The organism is Agromyces zhanjiangensis, assembly GCF_040496055.1.
GTDB lineage: Bacteria > Actinomycetota > Actinomycetes > Actinomycetales > Microbacteriaceae > Agromyces > Agromyces zhanjiangensis.
In genome coordinates, this window is sequence record NZ_JBEPKB010000006.1 from 1 (window position 1) to 17,183 (window position 17,183).

Genomic DNA, 17,183 nt, shown 5'->3' on the forward strand with positions numbered 1-17,183 from the left:
GACGGCGCCGAGGAGTCCGGCTGCGCCGTCCGAGTCGAGCCCGGCGGATGCCGCGGCGAGCGCCTCCGCGCCGCCAAGCAGCTGCCCGGCGAGCCCGGCGACGAGCGCCCCGCCGTCGACGGCGGGCCTGCCCCGCACAGCGTCGGCCGCGCGTCGCGCGGCCGACAACGCCCGGTCGAGCTCGCCGGCCATCTCGAAGTGCTCAGCCGCGACGAGCAGCAGGTGCGCACGCCGGATCCCGTCGTCGAGCTCGAAGGCCGCCGCATCCGTCGCCCATCGCTCGAGCAGGTCGGCGCGTGCGACGTGCCCCCGCCCGTCGGCGACTCGGAGTTCCAGGACGTCGAGATCATCCTCGGTGATCAGCTGCGCCATGGCCCGAGCATACGTTCCGGCCGACCCTGCCGCATCGGGTCGGACGCGAGTCAGTCGACTTCGATCTCGTCGGACTGCTCCGCCGCCTCGCCCTCGGCGTCATGGTCGTCGACCTCGGGGTCGGTGGCGTGCAGCGCCGCGAACCGCTCCCACTCGGCCATGAGGTGCTCGACCGCATCGTGGAAGCGGCGGGTGGTGACGCCCGGCGTCGTGTCCCCGAAGTAGCGCTCGACCCAGTAGCCGAGACGCTCGAGCGCCTGCTCGTCGTGCGCGACCTCGTCGACCCTGGCGAGCATCGCGGCGCCGTCCGCCCGATCGAGCCATTCGCACGCGGAGAGGTACCCGCCCGTGTCGATCTGCGCATCCGGGTTCACCGGACGGGTGACGAGGAGCGGCCTGCCCGCCGCGAGGCGGTCGTAGACCATCGCGGAGATGTCCACGATGGCGACGTCGGCGGCCGCGAGCTGCCAGCCGAGGTCCTTGCCCTCGTCGACGACGTGGTGCGCCGACGCATCCGCCGCGTTCGCATGGTGCAGCAGGCGCTTGATCTCCTCGTTCGCGGCGCCGTAGTCGTGGTCGACCACGCCCGAGCGCGGGTGCGGGCGGTAGATCACGCGATGCCGGCCGGTCGCGATGACGGCACCGACCAGGTCGACGCCGTGCGACGCGATCGAGCCGTACGCGGCCGCACCGCGGTCGCCCTCCCAGGTGGGGGCGTACAGCACGACCTCCCGATCGTCGTCGGGGTAGGGCAGCGGAGTGCCGTCGAGGTAGTGGTCGGCCTGCGGACGCCCGATCGGGATGGCGCGCTTGTCGAAGTCGTAGTCCCAGAGCACCTTCTCGAGACGTGCGCGCGCGGCGTCGCCCGCGATGAGCGCGTAGTCGTACGCCTTGAACTGGTTCGTGGTCATGTACATCTTGTCGGACTCGCCGTGGTTGATGAACACGTGCCAGCGACGCCCGTAGCGCATCATCTGGAAGTTCTTGGCGTTCTGGTTGACGTAGAAGATGACGTGCAGGTCCTGCTCGTGGATGATGTGCTCGAGGTCGGCCACCCGGCGGACGTACGCCACCGGCAGGGGCGATTCGTCGAGCAGCGCGAGCGCCGCACCCGACGCGCGGCTGAGCAGCAGGACCGGGTGGCGCTCGGCGAGGCGGGCGAGCGGCTTGTACCACTGCCGCAGCTGGTAGAGGTTCACCTTGCCGTCGGCGAAGTACACCCCGACCCGGAACCGGTGCGGCTCGAGCGGCCCCTGCTCCGCGAGCTTCTCGACGATCTGCCGCTGCGCACGTCGCGATCGAAGGACGTTCTGCACGAGCTTCACGGCGCGGCGCGCGTCTCTCCTCAGTTCCACCGTCCAAGGGTAGCCGCCGCGGCGCGGTCGCCGTGTCACGCGTCAGACGACCGGTGGGCGTCCAGCCAGCGTCATCCGCCACACCGTGCGCCACCGCATCGGGCGGCGCTCTCCCGCGTCCTCGCGCCAGCCGGCCCGCCAGCCCGCGAACCATGCACGGAGCGCCGCGGGCTGCCGGACCCAGCGCAGCACTTGGATGGCCGTCCACGAGCCGACGTAGCACGGGACGAGGATCGCCGGCAGGTTGCGGCGCGCGAGCCACACGCGGTTCCGGGCGTTCAGCCGGTAGTAGTACGCGTGGCGCGCCGGGTCGATGACGGGGTGCGCCGCCTCCAGGTCGCCCGCGTACCAGGCGGTGAAGCCGGCGTCCCACACTCGCCAGGCCAGCTCGATGCCCTCGTGGGCGTAGAAGAACGGGTCGGCCCAGCCGCCGGTGGCCTCGAACGCCCGCCTCGGCATCAGCACGGCGCCCTCCCAGCACGAGAACACCGGGCTCGAGTGCGCCGGGTCGCCCTTCCGGATCCGCGGTATCCAGCGCCGCGGGGAGGCCAGCCCCGTCGGGTCGACCACGCGGGGCTGCACGAGCCCGAGGTCGGGCCGCGCGGCGAGCATGCGGCATCCGTCGGCCAGGAAGCGCGGGCTCGGCAGGTAGGCGTCGTCGTCGAGGAAGAACAGCACGTCGCCCGCGACCTCGGGCACGCCGCGGTTGCGACCGGCGGGGATGCCGAGGTTCTCGGGCAGGTGCCGCGTGCGCACCTCCGGCGGGAGCGGCGGGTCTGCGGTGGCCGGGTCCCAGCCGTTGCCGACGCAGACGACGTCGACGTCGACGCCCTCTTGGTCGAGGATGCTCCGGATGCCATGGGCGAGCCCGACCGGGCGGCGGCCCATCGTGAGCACCACGACCCCGACACAGGGGCGCCCGATCGTCGACGCCGGATCAGGCACGGACACGGCGGGAGGCCATGATCGCGAGGAAGTGGCCGACCAGCGCCAGCACCGCGAGGGGCAGCAGCGCCGCGACCACGACGCGATCCACCAGCGGCTGGCCGGCGAACAGCCCGACGACGGCCGCGGCGAACGCGATGAGCGTCAGCTCGACCGAGTGGTACAGGCGGTGGAACGGCACGAACCGCGCGGCCTTCCGGAGCGTCGCGATCAGGCCGCCGCGCGGGGCCGTCTCGCCATGGGTGTCGGCGAGCTTCGGCAGTCCGGCGTTGGCGCGGGCCACGTGGACCATGTCGTTCAGCGCCTTGTTCAGCACGATCACGAGGGCGAGCAGCGCCGCGATCGTCGTCCACAGGAAGTCGGCGGGGAACTCCAGCGGGTACGCGGCGGCGCGGATGCCCAGGGCGAGCGGGATCAGCGCCTCGGTCGAGTAGTGCCCGACCTTGTCGAGGAACACGCCGGCGGGGCTCGACGTGCGACGCCAGCGGGCGACCTCGCCGTCGCAGCAGTCGACGAGCATCTGCAGCTGGCCGAGCACGACCGCGAGCAACGCGCCCCAGATGCCCGGGATCAACAGCGCCGCGGCCGTCGACCAGCCGACGAGGATCATCAGGCCGGTGACGCCGTTCGCCGAGATCCGCGTGTGCAGCAGCAGCCACGTCAGGTACGGCGAGAGGTTGCGGAGGTACAGGGACGCGGTCCAGTGCTCCGCGTTCCTGCGACCGCGCACCTCGGGCGGCTGCGTCACCTCGCGCTGCTCGGCGAGGCTCGACGGGATCCCCCGCTCCGGCATGGGCTCCGACATGCTCACCTTCCCGTGTGCTCGGCGATGTTGCTCGTCAGCGAGAGGTAGCCGAGCACGAACCCCGTCCCCCACGCGACGTGGATGCACGGCAGCACGAGCACGAACCACCCGGCCGTCGCCGCACCCCGGCCGCGCGCGTACGCGAACGTCGCGGCAAGCACGAAGAGCAGGTAGACGAGGGGCACGGCGAATCCGACGAGCAGCCACGGCGCCAGGCCCATGGCGGACTGCACGAGGCCGACGACGCCGACGACGAGGCCGAGCACGACGCCGACGACCATGGCCGGCGGCACGAAGTACCGGAGGCCGTTCGCGGCGGGGAACCGACGGGCGAGCTCGCCGCGCCACAGCCCGGTCGAGAACATCTGCCGCGCGAGGCGTTCGAGGCTCGACCGCGGGCGGTACGTGACCGCGAGCTCGGGCGTGAACCAGACGGTTCCGCCCGTCTGCCGCAGGCGGCGGTTCAGTTCCCAGTCCTGACCGCGCTTGATCGTCTCGTCGAAGAGGCCGACGCGCTCGAGCGCGCTCCTCCGGAACACGCCGAGGTAGACCGTCTCGACCGCGCCCTCGCGGCCGCCGACGTGGAACGCCGAACCGCCGAGGCCGACCGGCGTCGTGTACGCGAGCGCCACGGCGCGCTCGAACGGCGTCTCGCCCCGCGCGTCCATGATGCCGCCCACGTTGTCGGCGCCGGTGCGCACGAGGGTCTCGACCGCGATGCGCGTGTAGTCGACCGGCAGCATCGAGTGGGAGTCGACCCGCACGACGACCGGGTGGACGGCCGCACGGATGCCGATGTTGAGGCCGGCGGGCGTCGACCCGACCTCGTTCTCGAGCACGTGGACGCGCGCGTCGCGCGCCGCCAGGTCTTCGACGAGCTCGGTCGTCCCGTCGATCGAGGGGCCGAGGGCGATCAGCACCTCGACGGGGCCGTCGTACTCCTGCGCGAGGATCGATTCGACCGCTGCCCGCACGTGCGACGCGTCGTTCAACACGGGCATGACATACGAGACGCCGATCGGCGGCGACAGGTCCGCCGGATGGGGCTGGTCGGGCATGGTCCTCACTCGTGCACTGGGTCGATCGAGCCTAGCAGCAGGGACCCCCGCGAACACGGAGCCGGCGCGGGGTTCCGGCGCCTGATTCCGGCGCACGACGACGGGGGCCGGACCGCTGGTCCGGCCCCCGTCGGAGCGATCGCCCGACGTCGCGGGCCCGGTTCAGCCCTCGAACGTGCCGAGGGTCACGGTCACCGTGTTCGACTCGCCGTCGCGCGTGTAGGTCAGCTCGGCCTCGGCACCGCCGGCCAGGGCGCGCACCTGCGCCGTCAGGTCGGTCTGGTCGGTGATCGGGATGCCGTTCAGCGCCGTCACGACGTCGCCGGACTGCAGGCCCGCGGCCTCCGCGGCACCGCCGGCGCTCACCTCGGCGATGAGCGCACCGACCGTCGAGCTCTCCCCGCTCGCCTGCGCCGAGGTCACCGTGGCGCCGAGCAGGCCGTGCGTGGCCGAGCCGTTCTCGATGATCTCGCCCGCGATGCGCTCGGCGAGGTTCGAGGGCACCGCGAAGCCGACGCCGATGTTGCCGGCCTCGCTCGAGCTGCCGCCGGCGGAGAGGATCGCGACGTTGACGCCGATGAGCTTGCCCTCGCCGTCGAGCAGCGCGCCGCCCGAGTTGCCGGGGTTGATCGCGGCATCCGTCTGGATCACCGGGATCGAGATGAGGCCGCCTCCGCCCGAGGAGCCCGAGCCGCCGCCCTGCTCGCCGTCGAAGTTCCAGAAGTCGAACGGGCTGTCGCCCGATCCGCCCTGGTCGCCGTCGCCGCTGTCGGGCGTGGTCTCGGGCGCGGCCGAGGACTCGACGTCGATGCTGCGGTTCAGCGCGCTGACGATGCCGTTCGTGACGGTGCCCGAGAGGCCGAGCGGCGCGCCGATCGCGATCGCCGTGTCGCCGACGTTGAGTTCGCTCGAGTCGGCGAACTCGATCGGGGTGAGACCCGAGGCATCCGCCAGCTTGATCACGGCGAGGTCGCTCAGGGGGTCCGTGCCGATGAGCTCGGCCGAGTACAGGGTGCCGTCGTCGGCCTTGACCTGGATCGACGGGTCGCCGGTCGCGCCGTCGAGCGTGACGACGTGCGTGTTCGTGAGCACGTACCCGTCCTCGGAGAGGATGATTCCGGAGCCCGTGCCGCCGGACTGGCCGCCGCTCACCTCGATCGTGACGACGCTCGGGCTCGCGGCCGCGGCGACGGCCGCGACCTGGTTCACCGAACCGTCGTCGTTGACGACGATGCGCTGCGTGCCCGACGAGGTCTGCTCGACGGCGCTGTCGCCGTCGTTCGTCATGAGCGCGGTGATGCCGGCGCCCGAGGCGCCGCCGATGAGCGCCGCGGCGACGATCGCCGCGGCCACGCCGAAGCCGACGCGGCGCTGCTTGGGCGCGGGAGCGGGCTCAGCGGTCGGGGCGCCGCCGAAGGCGGGCGGGACCGTTCCCGAGCCGCCGGCCGCCGGGGTGCCCGGCGCCGCGGTCGGCGACGATCCGGCGATCGGCGTGGTCGGCTGCGCCTGGCCCGCGGTCGGCGCGGCGGCCGGCTCGTGGCGGTACTGGCCGGCGATGTAGGGCTGCGGGGCCTGGCCCGGCGTGTAGACCGTGCCGGTCTGACGCGGGGCGGGCTCGGTGGTCGGCGCGGCTGGCGCCGCAGCGGCGGCGGGAGCCGCGGGAGCGGGAGTCGCTGCGGGGGCAGGCGCGGGCGCCTCGGTCGTCGGCGCGGCAGCCGACTCGGCGGCAGCCTGCGGTGCGGGCGCCGGAGCGGCCGCGGGAGTCGCGGGCGCGGGTTCGACGGGCGACTCGGCGCGGGGCGTCTCGACCTGGGCGGTGGACTCCACGGCGTCCGCACCCTGTGCCGTCGGCGTGGGGTGGTCCTCCGGGGTCTGCTCGATCCCGCCGGTGTTGGTCTCGGTCATCTTCGCTCCTTCCAAGCGGATGCCAGCATCCCGCTCCAAGCTGTGCGGCGGGTCGGCGGTCCCTATGTCGAAGCTATGCCGCCACCGTGAACCGCCCGGGCGCCGCAGTCAGCGTAGTCGCCGGAGCGTGGCATACGGTGTGAGCGTGGATGCCAAGCCCTCACGACCGCTCGCACCGTGGCAGCGGACCGCGGCCGGAGCGGGCCTGCTCGCCCCGGACGGCGGCGTCGCCCCGACCGTGTTCGCCGAGATGAGCGCGCTCGCCGTCTCGACCGGTGCGATCAACCTCGGGCAGGGCTTCCCCGACGAGGACGGCCCGCGCGAGGTGCTCGACGCGGCCCGCGAGGCGATCGCGACGGGCGTGAACCAGTACCCGCCCGGGCCCGGCATGCCCGTGCTGCGCGAGTCGATCGCGCGGCACCAGCACCGGTGGTACGGCCTCTCGGTCGATCCCGCACGCGAGGTGCTCGTCACCGCGGGCGCCACCGAGGCACTCGCCGCCACGCTCCTGGCGTTCGTCGACGACGGCGACGAGGTCGTCACGTTCGAGCCGTCGTACGACGCCTACGGCGCGGTCATCGCGCGTGCCGGGGGCATCCATCGCGCCGTGCCGCTGCGGTTCCCCGATTGGCGGCCCGACCACGACGAGCTCCGCGCCGCCGTGACCGACCGCACGCGCGTGATCCTCGTGAACTCCCCGCACAACCCGACGGGCGTGCTCCTCGACGAGGCGACGCTCGACCTGGTCGTCGAACTCGCGCACCGGCATGACGCGCTCATCGTCACCGACGAGGTCTACGAGCACCTCGTCTTCGACGCGCAGCACGTCCCGATCGCGACGCGACCCGGCGGGTGGGACCGCACGATCTCGATCTCGTCGGGCGGCAAGACCTTCAACACGACCGGGTGGAAGATCGGATGGATCACCGCACCCGCGCACCTCGTGACGGCCGTCCTCGCGGTCAAGCAGTACCTCACGTTCGTCAACGGCGCACCGTTCCAGCCCGCGATCGCCGCCGGGCTCGACCTCCCCGACCGGTTCTTCGCGGATGCCGCGGCCGAGCTCGCCGCGCGCCGCGACCTGCTCGTCGCTGGGCTCACGAGCGCCGGCTTCGCGCCCTCGGTCCCGGCGTCGGGCTACTTCGTGGTGGCGGATGCCGCGCCGCTCGGCGCGCACGACGGCGACGCGTTCTGCCGCGAACTCCCCCACCGCGCCGGGGTGGTCGGCGTTCCGGTGAACGCGTTCGTGCATCCGGAGCGCCGCGACGAGGTGCGCAGCCTCGTGCGGTTCGCCTTCTGCAAGCGCCGCGAGGTGCTCGAGACCGCCGCCGAGCGGCTCGCCGGGCTCAGCGGGGCGTCCGCGACTCCCCCGGCTCCCTGATGGTCACCGCGCGTGGAACCCGGTGCGACCCGGGGCGCGGACGGGGCGCGCACCGCGGTCCGGACCCCGGGTCGTCACCTCAGGTCATCTCCGCTGCCCAGCGCGCGAGCTGGGTCAACATCGGTTCGGTCACCCTGCGGGCGTAGTTGTACCGGTCGCCGTTGGATCCACCGTGGATGTGCACTCCGGCGATCGCACGATGGTCATCCGCGAACACGCCCGTACCACTCGCCCCGACGCGAGTGCTGATCGGATACCCGATGATGTCGCCACCGTCGCTGACCGTGTCGACCGGCCCGTCGGCACGATACATCTCATCGTCGTCGCCCTCATTCCAGCCGTAGAGCCCGACCAGGTCGACCGGGATCCCCTTGATCGCACCGATCACCGTCGGCGACGGATAGGCGGGTGCGGCGGCCGGACGCTCGAGACGGGCGAGGGCGAAGTCGAGGCTTCCCGATTCTTCCCGCAACGTGCGCCCGACACCGGCGGCCCGCGCAGCTCGCGAAAGCGCGACATCCCGGTAGCCGGGGGGAATCCGCCAATCCGTCACTGCCACGGCCGGATGGCTGGGGCGCCCGCTGCCGTTCCTCGCCTGCTCGAATCGGACCTCGGTCGCATCTCCGCCGTCGTCCTCGTCGTAGAGGTTGTGCGCGCACGTCAGCAGGAAGCGCCCGCCGCCTGTTCCATCGAGCGAGATCACCGTCGCCGTGCCGATCGCCGTCGCATCCGGGAACCGCATGGTCACGAGGCCTACGCAGCAATACGGATACGCATCCGCGTCGCGAACCGGCTCGGGATCGCTTCCGGGAATCGGCGTGAGCGGGGCGGGTTCCCCTGCGCGCGTGGATTCGGCGTGATCAAGCATCGACCAACACCGCCTCGCGACGCGCTTGGATGGCGGCATTCTTGCGTGCCATGATCGCCGCCTTCTCTTTCGCCGCGAGATCCTCGATCTTCGCTTGGATTGCGGCGAGTTTCTCGGAGTAGTACTCGAGTTGTTCATCGAGTTCTCTGACCGCGTCGAAATCGATCATCGGGTCGGCGATGATGTCGGCGAGTTCCTTGAGCTTGTTCCGATAGGCGACCTTCAGATCCTCATACGCCATCAGATCATTGAATTTCGAGATGTCTCCGGCCTGCTTGATCGAGAAGTAGATCCTGAAGACGTAGAAGTACTGCGAGATCACCTGCCTCGTGAAGAACGACTGCGACGTGTACGAGGCCGACCTGATGGACATGAACATGGTCATACCGGGCGCAACCATCTCGACGGCCTTCTTCTCCTTCGCCTGCGTCGTCGACGAGGTCGAGAACACTTGCAGGATCCCCTGGACCGCCTCGAAGGCCTTCCCGAGGACGTAGAGACGGAGGTCCGCCATCTGGGCGACTGACGGGCCGACATCGCTCGCGTTCTTGATCTCGACGCCCTCGGGCGGCTTCGTGCCACCGAACATCGAGGACTGCACCGAACTCAGGATCCGATTGACGTTGTCGAGCGACCACTCCTTCGAGTTCAGCGTGTCGATGAGCACGCCACTGATGTACGGCTTCGCGTCGTCCCATCCGCCCTCTGCGTAGTACTTCTCGATCTCCTGTTCCAGTTCTCCCTCCGTCTTCTTCAGTTGCTCCTCGAGGGCCTTGCTCTTCTCGGCGAGCCATTCTTCGAACTCTTTGTCCTGCTTCGCCTTGTCCTGAATGCCCTGTGTCGATCCCATGGTGAAACTCCCGCACCGATCCGGCGTGAATTCTATGGCAGCACCGATCGGCCCGGATCACGCCGCTGAACCGATGTCGATGGTGCCAAGCACCCGCTTTGCGGAGTGTTTGCCACACCATCAATACTCGCAATTCGATAGGGCGGCAGTCGGCATTAATGATGACCCGGGGAATTACTCGAAGAATGCAATACCGGAAATGAATTCGGTCGCCTGCGGGGCAGCGCGGCCGCATTGCCGCGCCTTCTGGGCACTGGCCACTGTGGCGGTTCGCTGCGCAGTTTCCGGCGTCGCCCGCGGCGGCGCGGGATCGACGGTCATGGCGCGCCGGCCGACGCGACGGATCATCCCGCCTGCGTCCGCGACTCCCCCGGCTCCCTGACGGTCACCGCGAAACGGCGCAGCGCGAGCGCGGGGTTCCGGCGTCGAACCTCGGCGATGCGATCGGTCGACAGCCAGGCGAGCGCGACATCCGCCTGCTCGCCGACCGTGGCGGCCTCGACGCCCATGGGGTCGACGACCATGCTGTTGCCCGCCCCGATCGGCGGCGCATGGTCGGCGGCCAGCACGTAGGCGGTGTTCTCGATCGCGCGCGCCGTGGTCAGGGTGCGCCAGTGCGCCTCCTTCAGCGGCCCGCGCACCCACTCGGCGGGCATGCAGATCGCGTCGGCACCCGCGTCGACGATGCGACGCGTCACCTCGGGGAACCGCGCGTCGTAGCAGGTCTGCAGGCCGAAGCGGATGCCGCCGACCGCGAACGTCTCGGGTTCGGCGATCTCGCCGGGGGCCACCCACTCGCTCTCGCGCTGGCCGAACGCGTCGTACAGGTGCAGCTTGCGGTACGCGGCGACGACCCCCTCGCCCGGCGCGACCGCGACGACCGTGTTCGACACGCGCCGTTCCTCGCCGCCGGGGCGCTCGATCAGGCCGGCGACGAGGTGCACGTCGAGCCGGTCGGCGAGCGCCGCCAACGCGGTCGTGAACGGCCCGCCGATCGCTTGCGCGGCCTCGGCCCAGTCGGGGCCCGGCTCGGGCGTGAAGTAGCTCGAGTACTCGGGGAAGACCACCAGCCGGGCGCCGCGGGCCGCGGCGAGACCCGCGAGTCGCTCGATCTCGGCGAGGTTGGCATCGGGGTCGTCGCCGGGCGCGAACTGCGCGACCGCGACGGCGAGGGGCGCGGCATCCGTCTGCATGACGCCAGCCTAGGCCGGTGCGCCGCCCTCACACGCGGAGTTCGCGCCCGACGATGACCGTGCGGCGGGCCGGCAACTGCGCGAGGTCCAGTGGGGAGCCCTGGACTCGCTCGAGGCCGATGAAGAGGCGCTGCTGCCAGCCCGGGAGCGTCGAGTCCCTATCGGCGACCGGTGAATCCGACGAGACGACGTAGGTCGCATCCTCGAGTTGCTCCGCCGTGAACGCGGAGTCGGGGCGCGCGGCCGCGATCGCCAGCGCGTCGGCGACCCGCACCCGCCCGTGGTACCCGAAGCCGGCGTCGACGACCGTCACGCCCGGGGCCAGCGGCCGAGTCTCGACCTCGACCCCGAACGGCGAGGTCGTCGTGCGCATCGCGAGCACGATGACGTGCTCGGACAGCACCCGGTAACGTTCGAGGATCGTGGTCAGCGCGACCGGCGCGGTGTCGATGCTCCGGGCCAGGTACACCGTCGTCCCTGGAACGCGCGGTGCGGCGACCAGGTCGTCGACGAGGTCCGCGAGCAGCGGTTCGTCCGCCCGACGGGCGATCGCCAGCCGGCGGGACCCGCGCCACCAGGTCCACATGACGAGGACGAGCAGCACGCCGACGCCGAGCGGCACCCACCCGCCGGTCACGACCTTCGTGAGGTTCGCGGCGAGGAACGCGAGCAGCACGCCCAGGATCGCCATGATCCCGATGACGCGGGGCACGGACAGGCTCCCCCGTGCCCGGAGCAGCAGCAGGAGCAGCGTCGTCGTCGAGCTCAGGGTCACGGTGACCGCGATGCCGTAGGCCGACGCGAGCGCCGACGAGCTCTGGAAGCCCACGACGAGTCCGATGACGGCGACGGCGAGCAGCAGGTTCACCGCGGGCAGGTAGACCTGCCCCCGCGCCGACGTGGAGGTGTGGACCGCGCGGACGCCCGGGATGAGCTCCAACCTCCCCGCCTGGTGGACCGCGCTGAACGCGCCGGAGATGACCGCCTGCGACGCGATGACGGTCGCCACGGTCGCGAGGACGACGACCGGGACGGTCGCCCAGCCCGGCACCAGGAGGAAGAACGAGTTCGGGCCGGCCTCCCCCGCGGCGAGCACGGCCGCCGCCTGTCCGAGGTAGGCCAGCAGCAGGCACGGGAAGACGATCGCGAGCCAGGCGATCGTGACCGGGCGCCGGCCGAAGTGACCCATGTCGGCGAACAGCGCCTCCGCGCCGGTGATCGCGAGCACGACCCCGCCGAGCGCCAGGAAGGCCGACCACGGGTGCTCGGCGACGAGCAGCACGATCCAGTGCGGTGAGAGCGCCACCAGCACGTCCGGCCCGCGGACGATCGCGACGAGCCCCAGCACGGCCAGCAGTCCGAACCACGCCAGCATGATCGGCCCGAAGACCCGGCCGATGCGCGCCGTGCCGAATCGCTGCACGACGAACAGCGCGACGAGGATCGCGACCGTGATCGGGACGACGAGCGCCCCGAGGTCCGAGTCGAACGTCGTGAGCCCCTCGACGGCCGACAGCACCGAGATCGCTGGCGTGATCATGCTGTCGCCGAGGAACATCGCCGCGCCGAGGATCGCCACCCCCGTGGCGATCGTGCGCACGCGGGCCGTCGGGTGGGCCCGGCGGAGTTGGGCGAGCAGGGCCAGCAGGCCGCCCTCGCCGTCGTTGTCGAAGCGCATGAGGACGCCGACGTAGAGTACGGTCACCACGAGCGTGATCGACCAGACGACCATCGACGTGACGCCGTAGACGGTCGCGGAGTGGATGGAGCCCGCCGGCGCGAGCGCGGCGCTCAGTGCGTACAGCGGGCTGGTCCCGATGTCCCCGAACACGACGCCGAGCGCACCGATCGCCGCCAGCCCTGTGGGCGTCGCACGACCGGCACGCGGCGCGGCCGTCACATCCGCTCCTCGACCCCGGAGCGGATGCGCAGCCGGTTCACGGGGTAGCTCGTGCAGCTGCGCCCGATCCGCAGGTACGCCAGCAGCCACAGGATGCCGCCGAACAACATGTTCATGGGCCAGACGACGTTCATCACCGACATCCGCCGCGGTCGACGCCGCACGTCGAGCCGGACCCATCCGGCGCACGCGAACCCGATGACGAGCGACGTCCAGGCGATCGCCGTCACCCAATCCGGGAACACAGCCGCATCGGCGGGCATAGGCCGCACTCTACGGCGCTCGCGGCCGGGCCGCGCCTGCCGCGCCGAGGATCCCGGGGCGTAGTCAAGTCGATCGCGTCCCCGATGGCAAGTGCCTCCCGTCGATCCGCCATGCCTGTTGGACTGGTGTGGTTCACGCGTGGGGCCGAACCCGGTGCCGCGCACGATCGGTCCCTACGCCGTCGGACCAGCGCGACTCCCTCCGGCCCGGGGCCATGACAGATGGGAAACCCGTGCTCAGAGCACCACGACGCTCCGTCGGCGCCCTCGCCGTCGGAGCCCTCGCCGCGAGCTTCCTCGCGGCGACCGCTGCGCCGGCATCGGCCGACGACCACCAGAACCTCCCGGGCGAACCGACCATCACGCTGCCGATCAACGACAGCGCGGCCGGCGGGACGTACGACCAGGCCTTCACGCGCGTGTACGCGGGCGTGACGCCCGACGGCACCCCGGTCTACCTCTACGTGCCCGAGGGGACTCCGCTCGACGGCAGCGCGCCGGTCGGCGTCGACAGCCTCGACCCCGCGTTCGACCACACCGCGCCCGACGACGAGTTCGTGCCGTGCGCCGACGCCGACGTCGCGGACTACACGATCACGCAGTCGCAGATCGACTACATGGGCGACCAGCTCGCGAACCAGATCGTCGCCGTCGACGAGGAGCACTTCGGTCCGATGGATGCCGCCGACCCGGCGGTGCCCGAGAGCGACTCGCTGGTCATGGTCGTCTACAACGTGCAGGACGAGCAGTACTACGACTGCGACGTGACGAGCTACACGGCCGGGTACTTCGCGCCCGACTTCATCGATTCGGCGGGCATGAACACGATCGTCATCGACGCGTACGACTGGGCGAACCGCGTCGGGCCGGATGACTCGGAGTGGCGCGACGACGACCCGGCGAACGACCAGGCCACCCTCTACGAGGGCGTCATCGCGCACGAGCTCGAGCACCTGCTGCACAACTACAGCGACCCGGGCGAGCTGAGCTGGGTCGACGAGGGCCTCGCCGACTTCGCGGTCTTCCTCAACGGCTACGACGTGGGCGGCTCGCACCTGACCTACCACCAGGTGTTCTACGCCGAGACGTCGCTGACCCGCTGGGCGGGCGGCCTCGAGAACTACGGCGCCGCGTACACCTTCTTCCAGTACCTCTGGGAGCAGGCCGGCGGCAACGGCGACGGCACGTTCGATCCCGACCTCGAGTACGACGGCGCGGGCGGCGACCTGCTGATCAAGCTCATCTTCGAGAACCAGGCCGACGGCATGGCGGGCGTCGACGCCGCGATCGCCGAGTTCAACGCGGAGACCGGAAGCGACCTGCGCTCGGCGACCGAGCTCTACGAGGACTGGGCCGTGGCCGTGTACCTCGACGACGAGGACTCGGAGCGCTTCGACATCAAGGCCGTCGACTTCGGCGACCCGGCGTCGACGAGCTGGACGATCGACATCGCCGACGACCAGTTCTGGGACGGCCGCGGGTCGAACCAGGGCGCGCAGCCCGACGCCAAGTGGGACCGCCGCAAGAACGGCCACGCCGACACGGCCCTGCCGTACGGCATCCAGATCGAGCGGTTCCGCAACCCGGGGCCGACGGTCACGGTTGCACTGGACGGCGACGACACCACGCAGATCGCCCCGCACACGGGCGACACGCACTGGTACGGCGGCTACGAGAGCCAGTCCGACAACGTCCTCGACGTCGACGTGGCGGACGGCTCGGCCTCGACCCTCGACTTCTGGAGCTGGAGCTTCATCGAGGAGGGCTGGGACTACGGGTTCGTCGAGGCGCTCGTCGGCGGCGACTGGGTGACGGTACCGCTGACGGATGACTCGGGCGCCGTCGTCACGACGAACGACGACCCGCACGGCAACAACGAGGAGGGCAACGGCCTCACGGGCACCTCGGGCGGCGAGTACTTCGTCGACGACCCCGAGTACGTGCACCTGACGGCCGACCTGCCCGCCGGGACGACGGACGTTCGCTTCCGCTACTCGACGGACGCGGCCTACCTCGACACCGGATGGTTCGTCGACGACGTGATGGTGGACGGCGAGGCGACGACGCTCTCGTCGGCCGACGGCGAGTGGATCGAGACGACCGGGCTCCAGGACGACAACTGGACGCTGCAGGTCGTCGCGAGCTGCGACCTCACGCCCGGTGAGGAGTCGGACTTCGAGATCGTCGACGAGGCGGGCCACCACGTCTACCGTCTCGAGGGCGACGACATCACCATGGCCGGCCTCGACACGTCGTGCGCGAAGGGCAAGAACCGCGACTTCGCGACCCTCGTGTCGAACCTCCCCACGGGTGACCTCGACACGCTCGACGCGGGCTACGAACTCACGGTGACGAACACCGGCAACGGCAAGAAGGGCTGACCACAGCGTCAGGCGGATGGCCCCGGTCCCGAGTGGACCGGGGCCTTCCGTTCCGTCGGACCGCCCAGACCGAAATGGGCAACGACTACTCAGGCCCCCGAAGTGCGCCGTTCGTAGCGTGTCCACCATGAGCACACACCCGCCTGCCACCCGCACGCGCCGCACGAGGATCTCGACCTTCGTCGTCCTCGGCGTCGTCATCCTCGCCGCCGTCCTCGCCCTGGCGCAGTGGCTCGTCACCGGCGACCTCACGGCCGTCTTCGAGGGCATCGAGAACGGCCTCACCGGCCGGCAGTCCCGCCGGTTCTGAGGAGGTCGGCCATGGACCACATCGAGGTCGAGGGAACCAACGGGGAACGCCTCCTGTACGACGGCGCCTCGGTCGCGAAGTTCCGGCACAACGGAATGCAGGAGGCGGCGCGCAACCCCGTGTCGACCTACCGCGAGCTCCGCGTCACCCACCGGCCGGGCAGGCGCGGCAAGCCTGACACGTACGAGGTGCTGCTCGCGATGTCCTCATTCATGTCGCTCACGATCGACGCCTCCCAGAAGCCGCAGCTCGACGCGCTCGCCGCGGCGCTCGAACGCTCGACGGCGTGAGGGCGGCTCGTCGGTTCACGGGCGAGCGCGCGTGCCGGGTCGGACGGGCGTCGCTACCCCTCGAGGTTCCGGCGCCACTCCTGATACGACCCGCTCTCGAGCACCTCGCCGGTCGCGTCATCGACGAAGTCGACCACCACGTCGACCTCGTCGGCCGACGCTCCAGCGAACTGCTGGTACAGCGCTCCCTGGAGGTAGAAGCCGATGACGAGGAGGCTCTCGAGTGGCGAGTAGCGCGCAGCATCGACGGAAACGCTGAACTGGGTCATCGCCTCGTCGAACTCCACGGCGGTGATCGAGTTCGAGTCGTCCGCCACGATGCCGTCGACGACCTCCCGCGCAGAGGATCGCATATCGGCGAGCATCTCGTCGCGCTGCGGCTTGGTCATCGTGTAGGTGACGGTGTCACCGTCGACGACGGCCGTCATGCCGTTCTCGGCGGCGGCGGAGATGATCTCGTCGTCGGTCAACGAGTCGTCCGGGTCGACCAGCGAACGCGCGATCCTCACGTCGACGGTCGCCAGGTCCTCATCGACCTCGATGGCGCCCGGCGTCGCGTCGACGCCGTCCGTGGGCTCGCCGTCGCCGACGACGGCGCAGCCCCCGAGCGCGAACACGGCGCCGACCATCGCCGACACGACCGCGGTACGGACAGGCTTCAGCATGTGATCCCCCCAAGCGACGATGGTTCGGGCACCCCGCCCGTGTCGATCATAGGAGGCTCACAGCCACCGGGACGCGACCCGGAGGAGCCGCGTCCCGATCGCACCGCGGACATGCGAAAGGCCCCGGTCCGACTGGACCGGGGCGTTTCGATTCGACTGCGGATTCGGGAAAACTAGAATGCCCTGCGGTTGCCCGGCCGTTTCGGCGTTCCAGGCTGAGCGGCGGATCATTCCAGCGCGACCCGTCCCGGAAAGCGCCACCGAGCGGCAGCGGTCCCGCAAGACTCAGGGGATGCAAAGGGTTTGCACATTCCACACGCATCCGGTCGTGCCCACTCGCGTGCGCGTCGTGCACTGGGTTGCAGGCGACTTCCCTTCTAGAGCTACCGACGCCGCGGCTCCCTTGATCTGACAACAGGAAAGAAACCGTACGCCGGTTTCGAAGACCCCTAGATCGTCCGGCCCGGACCTGGTTCATCGCTCCGGTCAGTAGGCGATTGCCACTCCTCGAATCGTCGAGCCGATCCGCTTGCGTGAGCGCGCTCGATCGGCGTCCGAAACAGCCTCCAGCCCACCTTCAGAGAGCCGCGCATTGATGCTGATGGCCATGCGGCCCACAGTCTCATGTCGTTATCGCTCGAA

General features: G+C 70.8%; 17 protein-coding genes. 4 read left to right on the forward strand and 13 right to left on the reverse strand.

Annotation, left to right across the window (positions count from 1 at the left end; translation table 11 throughout):
- The 6 genes from ABME02_RS12160 to ABME02_RS12185 form a co-directional block, all read right to left on the reverse strand.
- Positions 1 to 372, reverse strand: a 372-nt coding sequence (locus tag ABME02_RS12160) for a hypothetical protein (protein ID WP_353815608.1), incomplete at its 3' end; no start/stop codon positions are given.
- Between the two features lie 50 nt (positions 373 to 422).
- Positions 423 to 1,727 carry a CDP-glycerol glycerophosphotransferase family protein gene (locus ABME02_RS12165; RefSeq protein ID WP_353815609.1) on the reverse strand — a complete coding sequence of 435 codons (1,305 nt, stop codon included), beginning with the start codon at positions 1,725 to 1,727 and terminating at the stop codon, positions 423 to 425.
- Positions 1,728 to 1,769: 42 nt separating this feature from the next.
- Positions 1,770 to 2,615 (reverse strand): glycosyltransferase family 2 protein, encoded by an 846-nt coding sequence (locus ABME02_RS12170; RefSeq protein ID WP_436408267.1) that lies wholly within the window; start codon positions 2,613 to 2,615, stop codon positions 1,770 to 1,772.
- A 49-nt stretch (positions 2,616 to 2,664) separates the two neighbouring features.
- Complete coding sequence (locus ABME02_RS12175; protein ID WP_353815611.1) at positions 2,665 to 3,477, reverse strand: CDP-alcohol phosphatidyltransferase family protein; 813 nt, start codon at positions 3,475 to 3,477, stop codon at positions 2,665 to 2,667.
- A gap of 2 nt (positions 3,478 to 3,479) precedes the next feature.
- On the reverse strand, positions 3,480 to 4,535 hold the full coding sequence (locus tag ABME02_RS12180) for a glycosyltransferase family 2 protein (protein WP_353815612.1): 1,056 nt from the start codon (positions 4,533 to 4,535) through the stop codon (positions 3,480 to 3,482).
- A 162-nt stretch (positions 4,536 to 4,697) separates the two neighbouring features.
- Entirely contained in the window at positions 4,698 to 6,440 is a 1,743-nt protein-coding gene (locus ABME02_RS12185) for a S1C family serine protease (protein WP_353815613.1), read from the reverse strand.
- Positions 6,441 to 6,585: 145 nt separating this feature from the next.
- On the opposite strand from ABME02_RS12185, the gene ABME02_RS12190 reads away from it, so the two are divergent.
- Positions 6,586 to 7,821 (forward strand): aminotransferase class I/II-fold pyridoxal phosphate-dependent enzyme, encoded by a 1,236-nt coding sequence (locus ABME02_RS12190; protein WP_353815614.1) that lies wholly within the window; start codon positions 6,586 to 6,588, stop codon positions 7,819 to 7,821.
- A gap of 79 nt (positions 7,822 to 7,900) precedes the next feature.
- On the opposite strand, the gene ABME02_RS12195 is transcribed toward ABME02_RS12190, so the two are convergent.
- The 5 genes from ABME02_RS12195 to ABME02_RS12215 form a co-directional block, all read right to left on the reverse strand.
- Positions 7,901 to 8,689: a trypsin-like serine peptidase gene (locus ABME02_RS12195; RefSeq protein WP_353815615.1), complete on the reverse strand. Its 789-nt coding sequence runs from the start codon at positions 8,687 to 8,689 to the stop codon at positions 7,901 to 7,903.
- Positions 8,682 to 9,539 carry a hypothetical protein gene (locus ABME02_RS12200; RefSeq protein WP_353815616.1) on the reverse strand — a complete coding sequence of 286 codons (858 nt, stop codon included), beginning with the start codon at positions 9,537 to 9,539 and terminating at the stop codon, positions 8,682 to 8,684. The genes ABME02_RS12195 and ABME02_RS12200 overlap by 8 nt, the downstream gene beginning before the upstream one ends.
- 344 nt (positions 9,540 to 9,883) lie before the next feature.
- Entirely contained in the window at positions 9,884 to 10,732 is an 849-nt protein-coding gene (locus ABME02_RS12205) for a carbon-nitrogen hydrolase family protein (RefSeq protein WP_353815617.1), read from the reverse strand.
- A 28-nt stretch (positions 10,733 to 10,760) separates the two neighbouring features.
- Positions 10,761 to 12,632, reverse strand: a complete 1,872-nt coding sequence (locus tag ABME02_RS12210; RefSeq protein ID WP_353815618.1) for a KUP/HAK/KT family potassium transporter — start codon at positions 12,630 to 12,632, stop codon at positions 10,761 to 10,763.
- Positions 12,629 to 12,895, reverse strand: a complete 267-nt coding sequence (locus ABME02_RS12215; RefSeq protein ID WP_353815619.1) for a hypothetical protein — start codon at positions 12,893 to 12,895, stop codon at positions 12,629 to 12,631. Before ABME02_RS12215 ends, ABME02_RS12210 begins: the two co-directional genes overlap by 4 nt.
- A 233-nt stretch (positions 12,896 to 13,128) precedes the next feature.
- Here ABME02_RS12215 and ABME02_RS12220 point away from each other — a divergent pair, with 233 nt between their 5' ends.
- The 3 genes from ABME02_RS12220 (at position 13,129) to ABME02_RS12230 (ending at position 15,876) form a co-directional block, all read left to right on the forward strand.
- Entirely contained in the window at positions 13,129 to 15,276 is a 2,148-nt protein-coding gene (locus tag ABME02_RS12220; protein WP_353815621.1) for a hypothetical protein, read from the forward strand.
- Between the two features lie 127 nt (positions 15,277 to 15,403).
- Entirely contained in the window at positions 15,404 to 15,586 is a 183-nt protein-coding gene (locus ABME02_RS12225; protein WP_353815622.1) for a hypothetical protein, read from the forward strand.
- A gap of 11 nt (positions 15,587 to 15,597) precedes the next feature.
- Positions 15,598 to 15,876, forward strand: a complete 279-nt coding sequence (locus ABME02_RS12230; protein ID WP_353815623.1) for a hypothetical protein — start codon at positions 15,598 to 15,600, stop codon at positions 15,874 to 15,876.
- A 53-nt stretch (positions 15,877 to 15,929) separates the two neighbouring features.
- Here ABME02_RS12230 and ABME02_RS12235 read toward each other — a convergent pair whose 3' ends face one another.
- Both ABME02_RS12235 and ABME02_RS12240 read right to left on the reverse strand, forming a co-directional pair.
- The gene (locus tag ABME02_RS12235; RefSeq protein WP_353815624.1) at positions 15,930 to 16,541 is read right to left on the reverse strand and encodes a hypothetical protein; all 612 of its coding nucleotides are present in this window, start codon (positions 16,539 to 16,541) and stop codon (positions 15,930 to 15,932) included.
- Positions 16,542 to 17,027: 486 nt separating this feature from the next.
- A complete protein-coding gene (locus ABME02_RS12240; protein WP_353815625.1) occupies positions 17,028 to 17,150 on the reverse strand; it encodes a hypothetical protein in 123 nt (40 codons plus the stop codon).
- Between the last annotated feature and the right edge of the window lie 33 nt (positions 17,151 to 17,183).

Coding starts and splice junctions, on each gene's coding strand:
- ABME02_RS12180 (WP_353815612.1), bottom strand. CDS start 4,535: ATGCCCGACCAGCCCCATCCGGCGGACCTGTCGCCGCCGATCGGCGTC.
- ABME02_RS12230 (WP_353815623.1), top strand. CDS start 15,598: ATGGACCACATCGAGGTCGAGGGAACCAACGGGGAACGCCTCCTGTAC.
- ABME02_RS12195 (WP_353815615.1), bottom strand. CDS start 8,689: ATGCTTGATCACGCCGAATCCACGCGCGCAGGGGAACCCGCCCCGCTC.
- ABME02_RS12240 (WP_353815625.1), bottom strand. CDS start 17,150: ATGGCCATCAGCATCAATGCGCGGCTCTCTGAAGGTGGGCTGGAGGCT.
- ABME02_RS12170 (WP_436408267.1), bottom strand. CDS start 2,615: ATGGGCCGCCGCCCGGTCGGGCTCGCCCATGGCATCCGGAGCATCCTC.
- ABME02_RS12185 (WP_353815613.1), bottom strand. CDS start 6,440: ATGACCGAGACCAACACCGGCGGGATCGAGCAGACCCCGGAGGACCAC.
- ABME02_RS12205 (WP_353815617.1), bottom strand. CDS start 10,732: ATGCAGACGGATGCCGCGCCCCTCGCCGTCGCGGTCGCGCAGTTCGCG.
- ABME02_RS12235 (WP_353815624.1), bottom strand. CDS start 16,541: ATGCTGAAGCCTGTCCGTACCGCGGTCGTGTCGGCGATGGTCGGCGCC.
- ABME02_RS12200 (WP_353815616.1), bottom strand. CDS start 9,539: ATGGGATCGACACAGGGCATTCAGGACAAGGCGAAGCAGGACAAAGAG.
- ABME02_RS12175 (WP_353815611.1), bottom strand. CDS start 3,477: ATGTCGGAGCCCATGCCGGAGCGGGGGATCCCGTCGAGCCTCGCCGAG.
- ABME02_RS12225 (WP_353815622.1), top strand. CDS start 15,404: ATGAGCACACACCCGCCTGCCACCCGCACGCGCCGCACGAGGATCTCG.
- ABME02_RS12215 (WP_353815619.1), bottom strand. CDS start 12,895: ATGCCCGCCGATGCGGCTGTGTTCCCGGATTGGGTGACGGCGATCGCC.